The 18339-nt window shown below is 74.1% G+C and carries 14 protein-coding genes; 9 read left to right on the top strand and 5 right to left on the bottom strand.

Annotated elements, in window-relative coordinates:
• Nucleotides 1–69: 69 nt before the first annotated feature.
• Nucleotides 70–1287, bottom strand: a complete 1218-nt coding sequence (locus tag ACZ4W9_RS20605; RefSeq protein WP_467937739.1) for a glycosyltransferase — start codon at nt 1285–1287, stop codon at nt 70–72.
• A 212-nt stretch (nt 1288–1499) separates the two neighbouring features.
• Between ACZ4W9_RS20605 and ACZ4W9_RS20610 the strand changes: the two genes are divergently transcribed.
• Complete coding sequence (locus ACZ4W9_RS20610; protein ID WP_467937741.1) at nt 1500–2960, top strand: serine/threonine protein kinase; 1461 nt, start codon at nt 1500–1502, stop codon at nt 2958–2960.
• On the opposite strand, the gene ACZ4W9_RS20615 is transcribed toward ACZ4W9_RS20610, so the two are convergent.
• Nucleotides 2947–5733, bottom strand: a complete 2787-nt coding sequence (locus ACZ4W9_RS20615) for a SpoIIE family protein phosphatase (protein WP_467937743.1) — start codon at nt 5731–5733, stop codon at nt 2947–2949. The genes ACZ4W9_RS20610 and ACZ4W9_RS20615 overlap by 14 nt on opposite strands.
• Before the next feature lie 294 nt (nt 5734–6027).
• On the opposite strand from ACZ4W9_RS20615, the gene ACZ4W9_RS20620 reads away from it, so the two are divergent.
• Nucleotides 6028–7212 (top strand): PP2C family protein-serine/threonine phosphatase, encoded by a 1185-nt coding sequence (locus tag ACZ4W9_RS20620; protein WP_467937745.1) that lies wholly within the window; start codon nt 6028–6030, stop codon nt 7210–7212.
• Nucleotides 7213–7308: 96 nt separating this feature from the next.
• Nucleotides 7309–8217: a quinone oxidoreductase family protein gene (locus ACZ4W9_RS20625; protein WP_467937747.1), complete on the top strand. Its 909-nt coding sequence runs from the start codon at nt 7309–7311 to the stop codon at nt 8215–8217.
• A 66-nt stretch (nt 8218–8283) separates the two neighbouring features.
• Here the strand turns inward: ACZ4W9_RS20625 and ACZ4W9_RS20630 are convergent, their stop codons facing one another.
• Nucleotides 8284–9198, bottom strand: coding sequence for a ScbA/BarX family gamma-butyrolactone biosynthesis protein (locus ACZ4W9_RS20630; RefSeq protein WP_467937749.1), 915 nt, complete (start codon nt 9196–9198; stop codon nt 8284–8286).
• 115 nt (nt 9199–9313) lie between these two features.
• Between ACZ4W9_RS20630 and ACZ4W9_RS20635 the strand changes: the two genes are divergently transcribed.
• The 6 genes from ACZ4W9_RS20635 to ACZ4W9_RS20660 all read left to right on the top strand — a co-directional run bounded on the left by ACZ4W9_RS20635 (nt 9314) and on the right by ACZ4W9_RS20660 (nt 16507).
• On the top strand, nt 9314–9949 hold the full coding sequence (locus ACZ4W9_RS20635; RefSeq protein ID WP_467937751.1) for a ScbR family autoregulator-binding transcription factor: 636 nt from the start codon (nt 9314–9316) through the stop codon (nt 9947–9949).
• A gap of 110 nt (nt 9950–10059) precedes the next feature.
• Nucleotides 10060–10830, top strand: coding sequence for an SDR family NAD(P)-dependent oxidoreductase (locus tag ACZ4W9_RS20640; protein WP_467937753.1), 771 nt, complete (start codon nt 10060–10062; stop codon nt 10828–10830).
• 105 nt (nt 10831–10935) lie between these two features.
• Nucleotides 10936–11802: an AfsR/SARP family transcriptional regulator gene (locus ACZ4W9_RS20645; RefSeq protein WP_467937755.1), complete on the top strand. Its 867-nt coding sequence runs from the start codon at nt 10936–10938 to the stop codon at nt 11800–11802.
• A gap of 429 nt (nt 11803–12231) precedes the next feature.
• Complete coding sequence (locus tag ACZ4W9_RS20650; RefSeq protein ID WP_467937757.1) at nt 12232–14163, top strand: helix-turn-helix domain-containing protein; 1932 nt, start codon at nt 12232–12234, stop codon at nt 14161–14163.
• A gap of 141 nt (nt 14164–14304) precedes the next feature.
• Nucleotides 14305–15393 carry a 3-dehydroquinate synthase gene (gene aroB, locus ACZ4W9_RS20655; RefSeq protein ID WP_467937759.1) on the top strand — a complete coding sequence of 363 codons (1089 nt, stop codon included), beginning with the start codon at nt 14305–14307 and terminating at the stop codon, nt 15391–15393.
• Between the two features lie 31 nt (nt 15394–15424).
• Nucleotides 15425–16507, top strand: coding sequence for a CE1758 family FMN-dependent luciferase-like monooxygenase (locus ACZ4W9_RS20660; RefSeq protein ID WP_467937761.1), 1083 nt, complete (start codon nt 15425–15427; stop codon nt 16505–16507).
• Between the two features lie 53 nt (nt 16508–16560).
• Here the strand turns inward: ACZ4W9_RS20660 and ACZ4W9_RS20665 are convergent, their stop codons facing one another.
• Entirely contained in the window at nt 16561–17796 is a 1236-nt protein-coding gene (locus ACZ4W9_RS20665; protein WP_467937762.1) for an IS701 family transposase, read from the bottom strand.
• Nucleotides 17797–18060: 264 nt separating this feature from the next.
• Nucleotides 18061–18339, bottom strand: a 279-nt coding sequence (locus ACZ4W9_RS20670; RefSeq protein WP_467937764.1) for a chorismate synthase, incomplete at its 5' end; no start/stop codon positions are given.

Here is an 18339-nt window from a genome sequence, read left to right on the forward strand (position 1 = left end):
TTCACCGGTGTGGTGACGCCGGCCGGGCCGGCCGGCGGGTGGGGCGCCCCGCCGTTCCGCCGTCCTGCGTCAGCGGGAAGCCGCGGCGTCCAGCAGCAGCCGCGCGGCCACCGATGCCCCGTCGGAGCGGACCCGGCCCGCCGCGGCGGTCGCCCGCGCGCGGGTTGCGGGAGCGAGCGCCGTGCGCAGCGCGGCCGACAGCGACGCGACGGTGGGGGCGGGGCCGTCGTGGGCCGCGCCGATGCCCAGGGCGGCCACCCGGCCGGCCCAGTACGGCTGGTCCGCCACCTGGGGGACCACCACCTGGGCCGCCCCGGCCCGGGCGGCCGTCGTCGTGGTACCCGCGCCACCATGGTGCACGACGGCGGCCACCCGGCCGAACAGCGCCTGCTGGTTGACCTCCCCGACCACGAAGCAGTCGTCCCCGTCGCCGCCGGGGGACAGGTCGGCCCAGCCGCGCGCCACGATCACGCGGCGGCCCTGCGCGCGGACCGCCTCGACGGCGACCCGGGCCATGTCCGCCGCCGCGTGCAGGGGCATGCTGCCGAAGCCCACGTACACCGGCGGCGTCCCGGCGTCGAGGAACGCCGTCAGGCCGGCCGGGAGCGGCTGGGTGTCGGGCAGGATCCACGCGCCGGTCTGCACGACGCCGAGGTCCGGCGTGCCGTGCCACGGGTCCAGGAACGGGTCGCTCGCCAGCCACGGCCGCTCGCCCAGGACGTAGGCGCGGACGTCGTCCACCGGGGGCAGGCCGAGGGACGCCCGGCCCGTGTCGAGCGCCGTCCGGAACAGCGCGTCGATGTTCCGGGCGTCCAGCTCCCACAGCGCCCGGTTGTCGGTCACCTCCGGCGGGAGCGGGCGGCCCGGGTACGCGAGCGGCCGGCGGTGCGGCGCGGGCAGGGTGAGCTGCTGGAAGGTGACGGACACCGAGCGGACCCCGAGCTTCTCGGCCACCGACAGCGCACCCGCGACGGCGGGCAGCGCACCGGTGGCCACCAGCACGTCGCACCCCTCGGCCGCCTCGGTGACCGGGCCGAGCTGGCCGGCTATCAGCGCGGCCGCGCGCTCGGGCAGCGACGAGGGCGACGGCGCCGCCCTCGTCAGCGCGCGGGCCGACGGGCCTACCGGCACCAGCGGCACCCCCACGTCGGCCAGCCGGCGCGCGAAGTCCTCGTCCGGGGGCGCGCACACCCGCACCCGAGCACCGTGCTCACGCAACCGGACCGCGAGCCCCGCCAGCGGTTCCACGTCCCCGCGCGACCCATAGGTCGACAACACCACACGCACTTCGCAGAACTCCCATTCCGGCGGCTTCCTGGCTCAGGCCGTTGATTCTGCGGTACGACGGGGGCCTTGCCGCAAGGCCCCCCGTGCGCTATAAGTTAAGAGTGGCAAGGAGCGTCCGACCTCCTTGCCTTTGTTCTTTCTCCCTCGGCGACCCTACTCCGCGACGCCGGTTCCGTGTCCGCCCCGGTCCCGCGCGGGCTAGCGTGCTCCCCATGTCCGGAAGAGCACCGCGGCGCCCCGCCAGCCCCCCACGTCCCCCGGCCGCACGCGACTACGACCTGCCGCGCTGGCGGGACCAGGGCAGCCTCGGCCGGGGCAAGCCCTTCGTGCGCAAGGCGACGGAGGTGCACGGCGACCGGGAGGCCGTCGTCAAGCACACCGCCGACCCGCCCGGCGCACGTCTCACCCGGGCCCGGCGGATCCGCCTCCAGCGCTTCCACCAGGAGGCGCTGTACATGCGCCGGATGAACGGCACCCCCGGGATCCTCCCGGTCTGGGACATCGACGACGAGCACGGCGACCGGCCCCGCTGGTACGCCATGCCCCACGCCCGTCCGCTGGCCGGCGCCCTCGACGAGAAGTCCACCCTCCTCGACGTCGTCGCCCACGTCACGGGCCTGGCCGAAACCCTGGCCGCCCTCGCCGAGCAGGGCACCTACCACCGCGACATCAAGCCCGACAACCTCTTCTGGTACGACGGCGCGGCGGTCCTCGGCGACTTCGGGATCGCCGCCATCGCCCGGACGCCCGCCGGACTGACCCGGCAGGGAGAAGGGCTCGGCCCCGCCAACTTCCTCGCCCCCGAGATGCGCCGGGCCACCGGCCCCGGGGCCGGCGCGCGGGCCGACGTCTACTCCCTCGCCAAGACGCTGTTCGTCCTCGCCCACCCCGGCCGCGGCCCCTACCCGCCGTTCGGCACGCACCGCGTGGACGCCGAGGAGTTCAGCCTGTGGCCGCTCGGCGGCGGCGACGCCACCCCGGCCCTCGGCCACGTCCTGGAGGCGGCCACCCAGCACATGGTCCGCGACCGGCTGACCATGGCCGACTTCCACGCCGAACTGCGCGCCTGGCTCGACCGCCACCGCGGTGACGCCGCCCGCTTCACCCCCTTCGGCGCCCGCTTCTTCCCCCGGGGCTGGGACGACCCCTCCCTGTGGGACCGCCACCACCGCGACGAGGAGGCCACCCGGGCGATGATGCTGCCCTGCATCCGCCGCCTGGCCGAGGCCCTGACCGGCGACAGGGGTGCCTGGACCGAGGGCACCGACCACGCGGGCGGCGACAGCACCCTCGGCGAGTACGACTGGCGGCCCAACAGCGAGGAGGGCTTCGTGGCGGAGGGGGCCCTCTGGCTGGCCACGCACGCGCACGGCGGCCGGCGCGTCGTCCTGGAGGCCGTCCTCGACCACGACGTCTGCTTCCTCGCCGAGGTCCAGCGCGGCGGACCCCCGTGGACCCTGGAGCGGCAGTGGGGGCACACCCCCTGGCACCGGCCACGCCTGCCCCGCACCCACGACCGGCTCCGGGAGCTGACCGACGAGGTCGTCGAGTGGATCACGCGCTCCGCGCAGGACGCCCCCGCCGCACCGGACACCTCCGCCGCCCCGGACGCGCCCACCGACCCGGACCGGCCGGTCGCCGACGGTCACCCGGTACCGGTCACAGGCCCATGACGTCGAACAGCAGGGACGGATCCGGCTCCGCCACCCGGTCCAGGGTCTGCTCGGCCCAGATGACCTTGCCCCGCGCGGCGTAACGGGTCCCCCACAGGTCGGCGAACTGGGAGACCAGGAACAGCCCCCGGCCCCCCTCGTCCGTGCTGGCCGCGCGCCGCAGCCGCGGCGAGGTGTTGCTGCCGTCCGACACCTCGCAGACCAGCGTCCGGCCCAGCAGCAGCCGGACCCGCACGGGCGGGGCGCCGTAACGGATCGCGTTGGTGAGCAGCTCGCTGAGGATCAGTTCGGTGGCGAACGCCGTCTCCTCCAGCTCCCAGTCGGCCAGCCGCCGGCTCACCTCGCCGCGCACCCGGGGCACGGCCGTCACGTCGAACGGCACGTCCCAGCTCGCCACGCGGGAGGGGTCGAGCAGCCGGGTCCGGGCGACCAGCAGGGCCACGTCGTCACTGGGGTGCTCGGGCAGCATGCGCTCCACCAGGACGCGGCAGGTCTCCTCCGGTGTCCGGTCCGCGTGGGCGACGGCCGAGGAGAGCGTCGCCAGGCCCTCGTCGACGTCCCGGCCCCGGCTCTCGATCAGGCCGTCGGTGAACAGGACCAGACGGCTGCCCTCGGGCAGCTCCAGCTCGCCCGCCTCGAAGGGGTGCCCGCCCACCCCCAGGGGCGGTGACAGGGGCAGGTCCGGGAAGGTCACCCGGCCCTCGGGATCCACCACGGCGGGCGCCAGGTGCCCCGCGCGGGACACGGCGCACCGCCCGCACACCGGGTCGTACACGGCGTAGAGGCAGGTGGCGCCGGTGAGCGGCACGTGGTCGTCGTCGGCGGCCGCGGTCTGCGAGTCCAGCCGGGTCACCATCTCGTCCAGGTGGCCGAGCAGCTCGTCCGGGGCGAGGTCCAGCGACGAGAAGTTCAGCACGGCCGTGCGCAGCCGTCCCATGGTCACCGCCGCCTGCATCCCGTGCCCCACGATGTCCCCGACGACGAGCGCCACCCGGAACCCCGGCAGCGGGATGACGTCGAACCAGTCGCCGCCCACGCCCGACCGGGCCGGCAGATACCGCGAGGCGATCTCCAGCACGTCCTGCTCCGGCAGGCCCACCGGCAGCAGGCTGCGCTGCAGCGTCACCGCCATCGTGTGCTCGCGGGCGTACCGGCGGGCGTTGTCGATGGCCACGGCGGCCCGGGCCACCAGCTCCTCGGCCACCGCGACGTCCTCCTCGTCGAACCGGGGCGAGCCCGCGCCCCGCCAGAAGTCGGCCATGCCGAGGACCACCCCGCGGGCCCGCAGCGGCACCGTGATCAGCGAGTGGATGCCGTAGTCCAGCACCCGCTCGGCGCCGCCGGCGTCCCGCGCCCGCCAGTCCCGGGCACTGCGCAGATCCGGCACGAGGACGGCCTTGCCCCGGCGCAGCGCCGCCGCCATCGGGGTGTCGGCCATCACGAACCGGATGACCTCGCCCACCGGCTGCAACGGATGACCGGGATGCGCGCCGCGCAGCGCCGTACGGCGCATCTCGCGCACCGCGCCCGTGGGTTCCTCGCCGCGCAGCACGGAGTCCGGCAGCTCCACGGTGACGAAGTCGGCCATGCGCGGCACCGCCACCTCCGACAGCTCCTCGGCCGTGCGCCGCACATCGAGCGTGGTGCCGATCCGCATGCCCGCCTCGTACAGGAACGACAGCCGGCCCCGCGCCAGCTCGGCCTCCCCCGAGAGGGCCCGCAGATCCGTGGTGTCACGGAACGTGGCCACGAGGCCCGGCGCACCGCCGTACGGGGCGGTGGGCCGGATGTTCACCGCCAGCAGCCGGTCCCCGGACCGGACCACCTCGTCGGACACGGCCTCGCCCGCCTCCAGCAGCCTGGTCGGGCCCGGACCCAGTCCCAGCTTCCGCACCGGCCGCCGGTCGGCGTCCGCCGGCAGGTCCAGCAGCCGGCGCGCCTCGTCGTTGGCGAGCAGCACGCGCCCGTCGCCGCCGAGGATCAGCACTCCCTCGCGCACGGCGTGCAGGACGGCGTCGTGATGCTCGTACATCCGGGTCATCTCGGCCGGCCCGAGCCCATGGGTCTGCCGCAGCAGCCGGCGGCTGACCAGGGCCGCCCCGCCGGTCGCCAGGACCAGCGCTCCCGCCGCCGCGCCGAGCAGCGCCGGCAGCTGGCGGACGAGGACGTCGCCCACGTTGGCGTACTCGATGCCCGCGGTGACGACGCCGGCCACGCGCCTGCTCGGGTCCGTCACCGGGACGACGGCGCGCACGGCGTCGGCCGGCCGGCCGTGGAAGGTCTCGGTGAACGTCTCGCCCAAAAGGGCCCGCCCGACGCCCTGGGCCTTCGTGCCGATCAGGTCGGGCCGGCGGTCGGTGAGCCGGACCCCGTGCTCGTCCAGCACGGTGACGAAGTCGACCCCGGCCCCCTTGCGCACCTGCTCCGCCTCCGGCTGCAGCCGGGCCGTCGGATCCGGCGCGCGCAGCGCGTCCGCCGTCCCGGGGGCGTGGGCGAAGGCCTCGGCCACGGCCAGCGACCGGTCCCTGGCGCTGCGCTCGGCGTCGTACAGCCCCTGCACCACCAGGGCGGCGGCGCCCGCCGCCACCAGCAGCAGCATGATCAGCGCCTGGAACAGGAAGACCTGCGCGGCGAGCGTGCGGACGCTCAGGGACGGCGGGATCCGGCGCCCGCGAAACGGCCACCGCACGCGTCGGCGGGGCGGATCGCAGGCCCACCGGGTGCCGGGCGGCGGCGCCGCTTTCGCCCTTGGACGGCGGAAACGTCCGCTCATCTCCCTTTTCTAGCACTGGAACTCGGTGAGCGGCGACCGCTGTGCGGCCGGTCGCGCGCCGCCGGCGTCCCGGCGTCGGCCGGGTGGGGGAGGGGCCGCGGCGGCGGGCCCCGCTCCGCACGGACGACGGCCGTCGCGGCCGCCGCCCCGCGGGCGTGCCGGGTTCCGTACCGAACGCGGCGGAAACATGCCGCTGAGTGGAGCAATGCCGGTGTGCCGCGCGCGGGCGCACCAGGCTGGGGACCTTGTCGTCGTGAGGTCCTGTGATCAGGAGTCCGTGTGCGGAGACCACGTATGCCGAGGCCTGGACCCACCGGTCGGGAGCCGGAGGACGGCACGGGCGCGCGGACACGGTCGCCGGAGCCCCCCGCGTGGCTGCGGTGGCTGCCGGTCCTGTTCGTCGCCGCCGTCCTGCTGCTGGAGCCCGCGACCCCCGTCCAGTGGCCGGTGAGCTTCGTGCTGATCGCCCTGCCCCTGGTGACCGCGTTCGCCTACGGCCCCGCGGTCGTCGCCGGTGCCACCGTGTTCGCCGTCCTCCTGGAAGGCGTCCTGGCCGGCACCCCCTGTTGTGCGGGCCGGCCCGTCGGCTACCTCTGGGACCGCTACTACGTGGCCTCCTACGTCTGTACGGCCCTGGTGGGCGTCCTCGGCACCATCCTGGCCGCGCACCGCACCCACCGCGAGCGCACCCTGGCCGATGTGCGCTTCGTGGCCGACATCGCGCAGCGGGTGCTGCTCCGGCCGGTCCCGCACCGGATCGGCGACCTGCTGCTGGACAGCCTCTATCTGTCCGCCACCGCGGAGGCACGCATCGGCGGCGACCTCTACGAGGCCGTCCCCACCCGCCACGGGGTCCGGCTGCTCATCGGCGACGTACGGGGCAAGGGACTGCTCGCGGTGGAGACCGCCGCCGCCCTGCTCGGCGCGTTCCGCGAGGCCGCGCACGACGAACCCGCGCTGCCCGCTTTGGCCGAACGGGTGGAGACCAGCATGGACCGCAGGGCGGCGCTGCTGGGCGGGAACGAGGTCGGCGAACGATTCGTCACCGCCGTCTTCGTGGAGATCCCCCCGTCGGCACCGGTGCTCCGCGTCGTCAACTGCGGCCACCCGCCGCCCGTCCGCATCCGCGCCGGCGAGGTCCGCGAACTGGACAGCGGACGGTCGGCCCCGCCGCTCAACCTGGGCATGCTGGCCGGGGAGCCGTACCACGTCGACGAGTACTCCTTCCGCCCCGGCGACGAGCTGCTGCTCTACACGGACGGCATCACGGAGACCCGCGATCCGTCCGGCTCCTTCTACCCCCTCCTCCAGCGCCTCGGCTCCTGGCGCACCCTCCCGCCCCGGGGCCTGCTGGAGCGGCTCCACCACGACCTGCTGGCCTACAGCGGCGACCGCCTCCAGGACGACATCGCGGCACTCGCCGTCTGCCTCCCCGCCGACAGCGCCGCGTCCGTGCCGCCGTCGTCGTCCGCCGGCTGAGCGCCCGCCCGGCACACACATGACGTGTGCGGCACTCACATAAGCTGGGCGCGCGCGATGCGCGACGGAACGCCCTCAACGAGTAGAGGTCACACCTTGCGTGCCATACAGTTCGACCGCTTCGGTGGACCCGGAGTGCTGTCCCTCGTCGACCTGCCGGAACCGGAACCCGGCCCGGACCAGGTGCTGATCACCGTGGAAGCCGCGGGCATCAACTTCGCGGACACCCACCAGGTCGACGGCTCGTACCTGAGCGCGGACCAGCTGCCCTTCGTGCCGGGCAGCGAGGTCGTCGGACGCACACCGGAGGGCCGGCGCGTCCTCGCCCGGGTCCGGCGCGGCTACGCAGAGCTCGCCGTGGCCGACCGGACCGCGGTGTTCGACGTCCCCGAGGACTTCCCCGCCGCCCACGCCCTGTCCACGCTGATGCAGGGCCTGACCGCCTGGCACCTGCTGCGCGGCGCCGCCCGGGTGCGGCCGGGCGAGCGGGTCGTGGTGCACTCCGCCGCCGGCGGGGTGGGCAGCATCGCCGTGCAGCTGGCCCGTCTCTGGGGAGCGGGCGAGGTGTGGGCGACGGCCTCGACCAAGGCCAAGGCGGACCTGGTGACGAGCCTGGGCGCCGCCGGGGTGGTCGAGTACCCCCTGCCCGAACCGGCCGACGTGATCCTCGACGGCGTCGGCGGCCCGCTGTTCGACCAGGCACTCGGCTCGCTCGCGGACTTCGGCCGCATCGTCACCTACGGCAACGCCTCCCGCGAGGCGTTCACCCCGCTCGACGACGCGCGGCTGCGCGCCCTGAACGCCGCGGTCGTCGGATTCTGGCTGCGCCCCACCCTGGCCCGCCCCGGGGCCTTCGCGGAGCCGGTGCGGGAGATGCTGGACATGATGGCGCGGGGGGTCCTGCGCCCCGTGGCCGGCGAGGAATACCCGCTGGCCGACGCGGCCCGCGCCCACACCGACCTCCTGGCCCGCCGCACCACGGGAAAGATCCTGCTGCGCCCCTGACACCCCCTGCCGCACCCCTGACACCTCCCGCGCCGGCCCGTCACCTTCCGGCCGGGAGGTGTTCCGCTAGGACAGCGGGCGGGTCGTCACGGTGCTGGAGAAGACGAGTCGGTCGCCCTGGTGGGCGTCGATCACGGTCCGGCCGTGCCCGTCGGGGTCCTCGGCGGGGTCGGTGACGCCGCGCGCCGTGATGTGGCAGGGCTGGTCGAATTCGACGTAGCGCGTGAACGTGGTGTCGAACTCGACGGGCACCACGGGCCGGGATGTCACCGCCTGCGCGGCCTGGCACGCCGCCTCCAGCAGCACCATCCCGGGTATGTGGTCGTGCGGGTGGTCGAAGAGGACCTGGTGCGAGGTGTCGACGCGCAGTTGCCAGCGCCGCGGTTCGGCCGTGGGGGAGAGCACCACGTCACGTTCCCGGGCGCGGCCCACCAGGGACGCGGGTACGGGCGGGGTGAGGGGGAGCGCGCGGGCGAAGGCGTCCCCGGCGTCGGCGTACGGGCCGCGCAACCGGTCGTAGATGGCCGGAGGATGGGTGCTGTAGCGCAAGGTGGCCGTGCCCAGGGCGGCGCCGGCACGCGTGGCCTCCACCCGGGACACCAGGTGCGCACTGCCCAGCCGGCGCCGGGTCACCTCCGTGTGGGTGATGACCAGTTCGACCTCGGCGGGCTCCGGGCCCACCTCCAGTGCCGTCGGGACGACGGCGGAGCGTATGTGCTCCCATCCGAGCCGATGACTCAGTGGTATGTCGTGCACGGTATGGGTCAGGAGCGCCAGCGCCTGCCGCAGGCTCTCCGTGGCGAGCAGCGGCGTGTACCGCCCCCCTTCGACGTAGAAGCGGTGGTCCGTCGGCCAACGAGCGGTCACCACCTGGCAGTTGTCCGTGAGCGGGCGCCAGCCGGTGACCAGTGCCTCGTCGTGGACGGATTTGCGCACGAGCGCGCTGTGCGCACCGAGCGGATTGTCGTGTGTGGCCGTCATGACCGGTGCTCCCCCTGATATTTCTCTGTCCCGGACCTTGGTACTCAGGCGTCATGTCTCTTGTAAGGTAAAGAATAGTATTCACTTTTTTCTAGTGGTGAACGGGCGATTGCACATGACAGGTCGGGTAGTGAAACAGGAGAGAGCGGCGCGGACCCGAGCCGCTCTCATTCGGGCGGCGGCCGAGACGTTCGCGGAGTACGGCTTCGCCGGCACGACCGTCTCGCGGATCGCCGAGCGGGCCGGACTGACCCTGGGGGCCATGTACTTCCACTTCAAGTCCAAGGAGGAACTGGCGCGGCTGATCGTCACCGGCCAACCGGAACTGGTGGTCCCGCCGTTCGACTCGCAGGGACTGCAGCACGCCGTCGACGTGACGCTGACCTGGGCCTACCAACTGCTCGACGATCCGGTGCTCCAGGCGGGCGCACGCCTGGTGATGGACCAGGAACACTTCCTCGACCCGAGTGTGAACTCCCACCAGCAGTGGGCGGGCATCCTGCTGAGCGACTTCGAGCAGGCCCGGCGCCGCCGCGAGCTGCGGGCCGACGTGGACACCGAGGCCTATGCCGCACTGGTCGTCAGCTGCTGTACGGGAGCCCAGATCCACGCCCAGCTGGAGACGTCGCACCGGGATCTGCCCGCGCGCGTCGAGGAGATGTGGCGATGTCTGCTGCCCGCGCTCGCCGTACCCAGCGTGGCCAGGACGCTGCTGTTCGGCGAGGAGCGGGCCAGAGCGACCTCGTCCTGAGGGAGGGGAGCGGGAGGACGGCGGGCGCTGCGGACACGCGGCGCCTCTTTTTCGTCGTCCGGCTACGGTGTGGGGACGAAGATCGGCAACGCACCGAAGGGAACGATGGGGTGGACTTGGGGCTCGGCCTGTTCGCGGGCAGAACTGTCATGGTCACAGGAGCGTCCAGCGGGATAGGCGAGGCCGCCGCCCGGCTGTTCGCCGAGCAGGGCGCGGCGGTGGTGCTCATGGCGCGGCGGGCGGACCGGCTGCGCCACCTGGCCGGGGAGATCGAGGCCGGCGGGGGCCGGGCGCTGGTGACGGCGGGGGACGTGACGCGGGCGGCGGACGTCGAACGGTCCGTGGCCGCCGCGGTCGACACGTTCGGCGGGCTGGACGCGGCCTTCAACAACGCCGGTTGGGGCTCCATGGGCACCCCGCTGCACGAGACGGACGACGCCGTCTACGAGCAGATCATGGACGTGAACGTACGCGGTGTGTGGAACTGCCTGAAGCACCAGCTCCCGGTGATGCTGGACCAGGGTGCCGGCGCGATCGTCAACACCTCCAGTACGGCGGGGCTGTTCGCGACCGGGGCCGTCGCCCCCTACGTCGCGGCCAAGCACGCGGTGCTGGGCCTGACCAGGGCGGCCGCCGCCGAGTACGGCGGGCGCGGCATCCGCGTCAACGCCCTCGTGGTCGGCAGCACCCGCACCGAGCTGATGGAGGAGGCCCTCGCACGGGTCCCCGGCCTGGAGCGGGCCGCCACCGCCCGGGCCGTCCAGCACCGCCTCGCCGAACCGGTGGAGGTGGCCCGGGCGGCGGTGTGGCTGTGCAGCGACCAGGCCTCGTTCGTCACGGGGGCCGCGATGCCCGTCGACGGGGGATGCAGCGCCGTCTGAACGGCGCGGCCGGCCAAGGGGAGCCCTTCCAGGGGGGAGCCCGGTCCGCGGACCTGCCCGGCCGGCTCCCGTCGGCAAAAAAACAAAAAGAATACTATTATTGATGTGGGTGGCACCGAAAGTGACCTGAGTCGGGAGGGCAACGACATGGAGCTGAGGATGCTCGGGGAAGTGGCCGTGAGCGTGGGGACCTTGCCCATCTGTCCCGCCGAGGTGCCGACCAGGCAGGTGCTCGCGCTCCTCACGGCGGCGGCCGACGGTGTCGTACCGGCGTACGCCCTCGCCGACGAACTGTGGCCGCAGGCACTGCCGGACGGCGCCCAGGACGCCCTGGAACACCACATCGGCCGGCTGCGCACGGTCGTCAACGCGGCGCTGCGGGCGGCGGGCAGCGAGCGGACGGCCGAGGACGTCCTCGCCTCCGTGCCCGGCGGCTACCGGCTCGACACCGGCGGCGGCTCCAGCGACCTCAGGGCGTTCAAGCGGCTGACCGGAGCCGGATACCGGGCCATGGAGGCGGGAGACCTGCACCTCGCCGGCCGGCGGCTGCGCGAGGCGCTCGCCCTGTGGAGCGGTGCCCCGCTCTCCGGCGTACCGCACGGCCCCCAACTCCGCGCCCACGCCACCCGGCTGACCTGCTCCTGGCAGCGCGCCGTGGACCGGTGGATCGACGCGGAGCTCCGGCTCGGGCGCTGGCGGGAACTGTGCGCGGACCTGGCGCAGGCACTCACCCGCTACTGCCCCGCGACACCGCTGTACGCGCAGCTGAAGGCGGACCTGGACCACCGGGGCCAGGACCGCGACGTCATCCGGGACTACCTGCGCAGACGCCGTGAGGGACGCACCGCGCCCGGCCGCTCCCTGCCGGGCCGGATCCCCGCACAGCAGGGGCCCGCCCGGCGGACGCACTGCGCCGACCTCGAACTGAGCACGCTGCCCCGCATCCCCCTCGGCGACCTGCAAAGCGCCTGAGGCCCGGCGGGCCGACGCGTCCCCGCGCACAGGTCCGGGTGCGCGCGGGGACGCCCCGGCGGACCGTTCCGGAGCGGCCGTCCGTACGGCCGCCCGGCCGGGGCGGCCCACGCCCCGCACGCACCCCTCGCCGGCTCCGCCACGTCGCCGTGGTCGCCGACGCCTGGCGGCATCCATGCCCGTCACACCGGGTGTGCCCCTCGACGTGCCGTACCGTCCCCGGCCCACCGGGCCCGCGCACCGTCGGCCGTCCCGGGGCGGAGCCGGCGTCGGCGGCCCGGGCCTGCCGGTGCACCAGGCGTGCTCCGAAGGGAACCGGGGACGGGACGGTGGCCGGCGTCATCGAATGGCCGTGGTTGACTCCTCGAACACCGTCCGTCTAAGTTCTGTTCGCAAACGCGAAAGGCCAGGCCGGCGGGGGTAAAGGCGATGACCGACGCAGCAGACAGAGACCGTCCGGACCTGCTCACCGTGCTCCGGCTGCTGGCCGAAGAGGTGCCGTCCCACCGTTTCGAGGAATTGCTGCTGCGGGCGGAGCGGACCTGCACGCCCGAGGAGCGGGACCGGATGGAGCAGGCGGTCCGGCTGGCCCATGTCGTGCACGCCTCGCAGCACCGGCGCCGGCAGCGGGAGGACGGACTCGCCGAACTCGTCGACACCGCCCGCGACATGACCCAGCCGCACGACCTGGGCGAGCTGATGCGGGTGATCAGCCGTCGGGTCAAGCGGATCATCAAGGCGGACATGGCGTGCATCGGTCTGTGCGAGGACGACGGCACCTTGAGCCTGCACGCCGTCGAGGGCGCCACCACCGGGCTGTGGGCCGAGATGCGCCTCGCCATGGGCTCGGGACAGCAGGCCGTGACGACCGGGGCGCCGATCTGGACGGCCGACTATCTGCAGGACGACCGGTTCGAGCACTGCCCGCGGGCCGACGAGATGGTCCGCGCGGAAGGCATCACCTCGCTGCTCGCCGTGCCGCTCGTGCACGGCGACAGCACCCTGGGGGTCCTGTTCTGCGCGACCCGCACCGTGCGCCACCTCACCCCGGACGAGATCGGCCTGGCGTGCTCGCTGGCCGCGCTGGGCGCCGTGGCCCTCAAGCGCGCGGAACGGCTCCAGGACGCCAGCGTCGAGGTCAGCGAACTCGAATCCGACGGCTTCCGCACCCGGACCACACTGGCCCGGCTGCAACAACTCGCCGATGTCAACGGCCACTTGATGGGGCTTCTGCTGTCCGGAGCGGACCTCGACATCCTGGCGCAGGCCGCCGCCGACGCGCTGGACGGCACCGTGCAACTGCGGAATCCCGCAGGCCGCGTCATCACCGCCACCGCGCCCCTGCCCGACCTCGACGACAACGCGGTCACCGAGGTGTCCTGGGACGCCCACGCACAGCGCACCCCCCTGCCGTACGGCGAGGACACCTGGGTGGCCCCCGTGGCGGCGGGCGCGGAGAACCTGGGCTTCGCCGTCCTGCGCCCGGCCACCCCGCTGGTCGGCGAGGACGAACGGCTGCTGCACCTGATCACCGCCGTCTTCGCGCTCCACCTGCTCCTCCAGCACGGCACGGCCGCGGCGGAGGGTCCCGTCCACGACGAGCTGTTCGACGAACTGATCGCCCTGTCCGCCGGCGGATCACGCCGGGCACACCGCCTGGAACAGCGCCTCGGCAGGGCCGGCCTGGACCCGGCGGCACCCCATGTGCTGCTCGCCGTCCGCATCGAGGGCGGGTCGCACGGGCGCGCGATGATGTGGGCCTCTTCCTACGCGTACCGGCAGGGCGGCCTCAAGACCGCCCGGGACGGCAACATCGTGCTGCTGCTGCCCGGCACCGACGCCTCGGACACCGCGCGATCGGTCGCGGGCGAGCTGTCCGCGGTGCTGGGCCATCCGGTGACGGTGGGCGCCTCCGGGCCCGGCCGCGGTCCCATGGAGGCGGGCCGGCTCCACCAGGAGGCGGTGCGCTGCCTGGAGGCGCTGACCACCCTGGACGCCATCGGCAGCGCCGCGGCGCTCGACGACCTCGGCTTCGTGGGACTCCTGCTGTCCGACGGCCACGACGTGGGCGGTTTCATCGACAACTCCATCGGGCCGGTCCTCGCCTACGACCGGGACAACGACACCGAGCTGGTGAAGACGCTGGAGGCGTACTTCGCCACGGGCGCCAGCCCGAGCAGGGCCGCCGACCGGCTCCACATCCACGCCAACACCGTCGCGCGCCGGCTGGACCGGGTCGGCACACTCCTCGGCCCGCGGTGGCAGCAGCCCGGCCGGGCCCTCGACATCCAGCTCGCCCTGCGGATCCACCGGATGCGGGCCCTGCTGCGCCCGCACACCGCGGACGTCCCGGACGCCTGAGACAGCAGTCTGGTCCCGCCGGCCCTCCGGGACCACGGCGGGCCGGCAGATGTGTCAGGTCGGACGGCACCACCGCCCGGAGGTGACGTATTCCCCCGCGCGGACGCGGGCACGGCCGCGTCGATCACTAGCGTGACGTGGATGGACACACACATACACGTGGGTACCGGCCGGGACGCGTACGACGTGCGGGTGGGCCACGGCCTGCTGCGCGAACTCGCCGGCATCCCGGCCGTGTCGGAGGGCGGGGCGGTCTCGCGGGTGGCCGTCCTGCACCCGACCCGGCTGCGCGAGACGGCCGCCGTCGCGGCGGGGCTGTTCGCCGGCCGGGGCCTCGAACCGACGCTGATCGAGCTGCCGGACGGCGAACAGGCCAAGACCGCCGACACCGCCGCCCGCTGCTGGCGCATCCTCGGAGAGCACGGCTTCACCCGCACCGACGTGATCGTGGGCATCGGCGGCGGCACCACCACCGATCTGGCCGGCTTCACGGCCGCCACCTGGCTGCGCGGGGTGCCCTGGATCGCCGTACCGACCACCCTGCTGGGCATGGTCGACGCGGCGGTCGGCGGGAAGACCGGCATCAACACCGGCGAGGGCAAGAACCTGGTGGGCGCCTTCCATCCGCCGGCCGCCGTCCTGTGCGACCTCGACGCGCTCGCCACCCTGCCGGCCGCCGACTACACGGCGGGCCTCGCCGAGGTCGTCAAGGCCGGCTTCATCCGGGACACCACGATCCTTGACCTGATCGAGGCGGACCCGGACGGTGCGCGCACCCCGCACGGCCCGCACACCCGGGAACTCGTCGAACGCGCGATCCGGGTCAAGGCCGAGGCCGTCACCCAGGACCTGCGCGAACAGGGCCCGCGCGAAGCCCTCAACTACGGCCACACGCTGGGCCACGCGATCGAGAAATGCGAGGGCTTCACCTGGCGGCACGGCGAGGCGGTGTCCGTGGGCATGGTGTTCGCCGCCGAACTCGGCCGCCTCGCCGGCCTGTCCGACGACGCCGTGGCGCACCGCCACCGGACCGTGCTCGGCGCGCTCGGCCTGCCCCTGCACCACCGCGGCGGGCGGTGGCCCGAACTGCTGGACGCCATGCGGGTGGACAAGAAGACCCGGGGGAACACCCTGCGCTTCATCGTCCTCGACGGCATCGGGCGCACCCGGGTCCTCGCGGACCCCGCACCGGACCACCTCGCCGCCGCCTGGGCGCGGGTGTCCGGCTGACCGGACCGCACACCACGAACGAAAGGACGTCATGCAGTTCGGGATCTTCTCCGTGGGCGATGTCACCCCGGACCCGGCGACCGGCCGGGCCGTCGGCGAGCACGAGCGGATCAAGGCGATGGTCACCATCGCGCTCAAGGCGGAAGAGGTCGGCTTCGACGTCTTCGCCACCGGGGAACACCACAACCCGCCGTTCGTACCGTCCTCGCCGACGACCCTCCTCGGCCATGTCGCGGCGCGGACGAAGCGTCTGATCCTGTCCACCTCGACCACCCTCGTCACCACCAACGACCCGGTGAAGATCGCCGAGGACTACGCCATGCTCCAGCACCTGGCGGACGGGCGCGTGGACGTGATGCTCGGCCGGGGCAACACCGGCCCCGTCTATCCCTGGTTCGGACAGGACATCCGGCAGGGCATCCCCCTCGCCGTCGAGAACTACGCGCTGCTGCACCGGCTGTGGCGGGAGACGGACGTCGACTGGGAGGGCCGGTTCCGCACGCCGCTGCGCGGATTCACCGCCACCCCCCGCCCCCTGCACGGAATCCCGCCCTTCGTCTGGCACGGTTCCATCCGCTCGCCCGAGATCGCCGAGCAGGCCGCCGTCCACGGGGACGGCTTCTTCGCCAACCACATCTTCTGGCCCCCGGCCCACACCAGGAAGATGGTCGCGCTCTACCGCAGGCGGTTCGCCCACCACGGTCACGGCACACCCGAACAGGCCATCGTCGGCCTGGGCGGGCAGACCTTCGTCCGGCGCCGCTCCCAGGACGCGGTCCGGGAGTTCCGGCCGTACTTCGACCACTCTCCCGTCATGGGCGGCGGTGTCTCCCTGGAGGACTACATGGCGGCCACCCCGCTGAGCGTCGGATCGCCCCAGGAGGTCATCGACAAGACGCTGGCCTTCCGGGAGTACTGCGGCGACTACCAGCGCCAGCTGTTCAACGTGGACGCCAATGGGCTGCCCCTGAAAACGGTGCTGGAACAGCTCGACATCCTGGGCGAGGAGGTCCTGCCCGTGCTGCGCGGGGAGTTCGCGCGCCTGCGCGCACCGGGCACGCCGAAGGCCCCGGAGCACCCGGCGGTGCGGCACGCGGGGGCCGTGGCCCCCTGACGACGCCACCACCCCCCGCGCGGTCCGGCCGGCATCCCGAGGGCACCGGCCGGTCAGGCCCCCATCAGCCGGCCGGCCCGCCGGGGTCCGTACCCGGCGGCCCGCAGGGCGAGCGCCGTGTGCGCCACCGAGGCCAGCGTCATATGGCGGTGCCAGCCGCGGAACGAACGCCCCGCGAAGTCGCGCAGCCCGGCCTGCTCACCGACGAGGTCGCGGTCCCGCTCCACCCGCCCGGCCAGCTTCGCGGTCCGCACCAGCGACGCGGCCGGCACCCGGGGCAAGGAGGTGAGCCAGAGGGCGGACGGCGGCCGTCCAGGGTCGGCCCACTCGCCCAGCAGGAAGAGCCGCCGGGGCGCCCCGCCGACGGCTCCCGGCAGCGCCACCGGGACCTTCGCCGCCCAGGAGGCGCGGGCGAGGTGCGGCTCGGCCGGGTCCTGCCAGGCGGCGCGCACCCGCATCCCCTTGAGCAGGTCCAGGATCCGCCGCGCGGGCAGCGGCCCCGCCCGGTGCCCGGGCAGCGCCGGATCGGCGACGGACAGCGGGCAGGACGGGCTGATCCGGGTGAGGAAGGGCACCCCGCCCGCGGCCAGCCGGCGCGTCGCGGCGGCCACGTCGCAGCGGCGCAGGTCCAGGACGGCCGGCCGCCGCGGGAGGTCCCACAGCCGCGCCATCTCCAGGGCCACGGTCACGGCGCACTCCTCCGCGCTCTCCGGCTCCGCCCGCTCGGGCACCTCCGCCCGGGCCCGCCGCTCGGGGTCGTTGACCCAGCTCTCGGGCAGCACCAGCCGCCAGTCGACGGGAGCGCTCACCGCCGGCGCGGCCAGCCAGGCGCCGACCACCTGCTGGCCCCGGACGACCTGCCCCAGATGCGGGGCGAACTGCTCGTCCACGCCCACCGAGTACTTGCCGGCCTTCGGTATGTGCATGGGCTGTATCACCCATGCCTGCGGCGCGATGGTGTGTTCCAGGTAGCCGGCCAGCGCACCGCGCAGCGGCCGCCAGTCCCAGGTCGAGCTGGCGATGAAGTGGTGCAGGCTCTGTTCCAGGCCGGGCCGGCCGAGATGGGCGGCGATGTTGCGGATGGACTTGCGGCCCCGGGTGGCCAGCAGCCCGCGCAGATACTGCTCCGCCTGGCGCCGCTGGTCCTTGCGGCCCAGCAGGGAGAACAAGGTGGCACACAGCTCGGCGACGATCTCGTCGGGCGCCTCGCCACCGGGAGTGACGGAGCGTTGGCGGGGCACGGACAGCGTGTGGGGGGCGTCGAGTTTCCTGAGGACAGACGTGTTCACGATGCTCCAGCCGGGTCGGGAAGCTCTTTTCGGCTACATGAGCACCATGGCTGGCGCGGCCCCGGCGGGACGAGGTGCTCCTGCCACCCGAATATGCCGGGTCGTGCGTGGAGGACCACCCGTGCGCGACCGGCGGGCATCGGCCATATCCGCACGATGGACGCCCCGTTGACAGAGCATGGCGTCCTCCGCCCGGCGGGTGTGGCGGGACCACCGCCTGCCCGGGCGGGTGTGGGGGCCGCGCCCCACACCCGCCCGCCCACCTCAGCGGATGGTCAGGTGGTCGAGGTACGACCGGGCGTTGCGGCGGGTCTCGGTGACGCTGTCCCCGCCGAACTTCTCCGCCACCGCGTCCGCCAGCACCAGCGCGACCATGGCCTCGGCCACGATCCCGGCGGCCGGCACCGCGCACACGTCGGAGCGCTGGTGGTGGGCCTGCGCGGCCTCGCCCGTGACGACGTCCACCGTCCTCAGCGCCCGGGGCACGGTCGCGATCGGCTTCATCGCCGCCCGCACCCGCAGCGGCTCACCCGTGGTGAGACC

The organism is Streptomyces sp. NPDC029296, assembly GCF_055569255.1.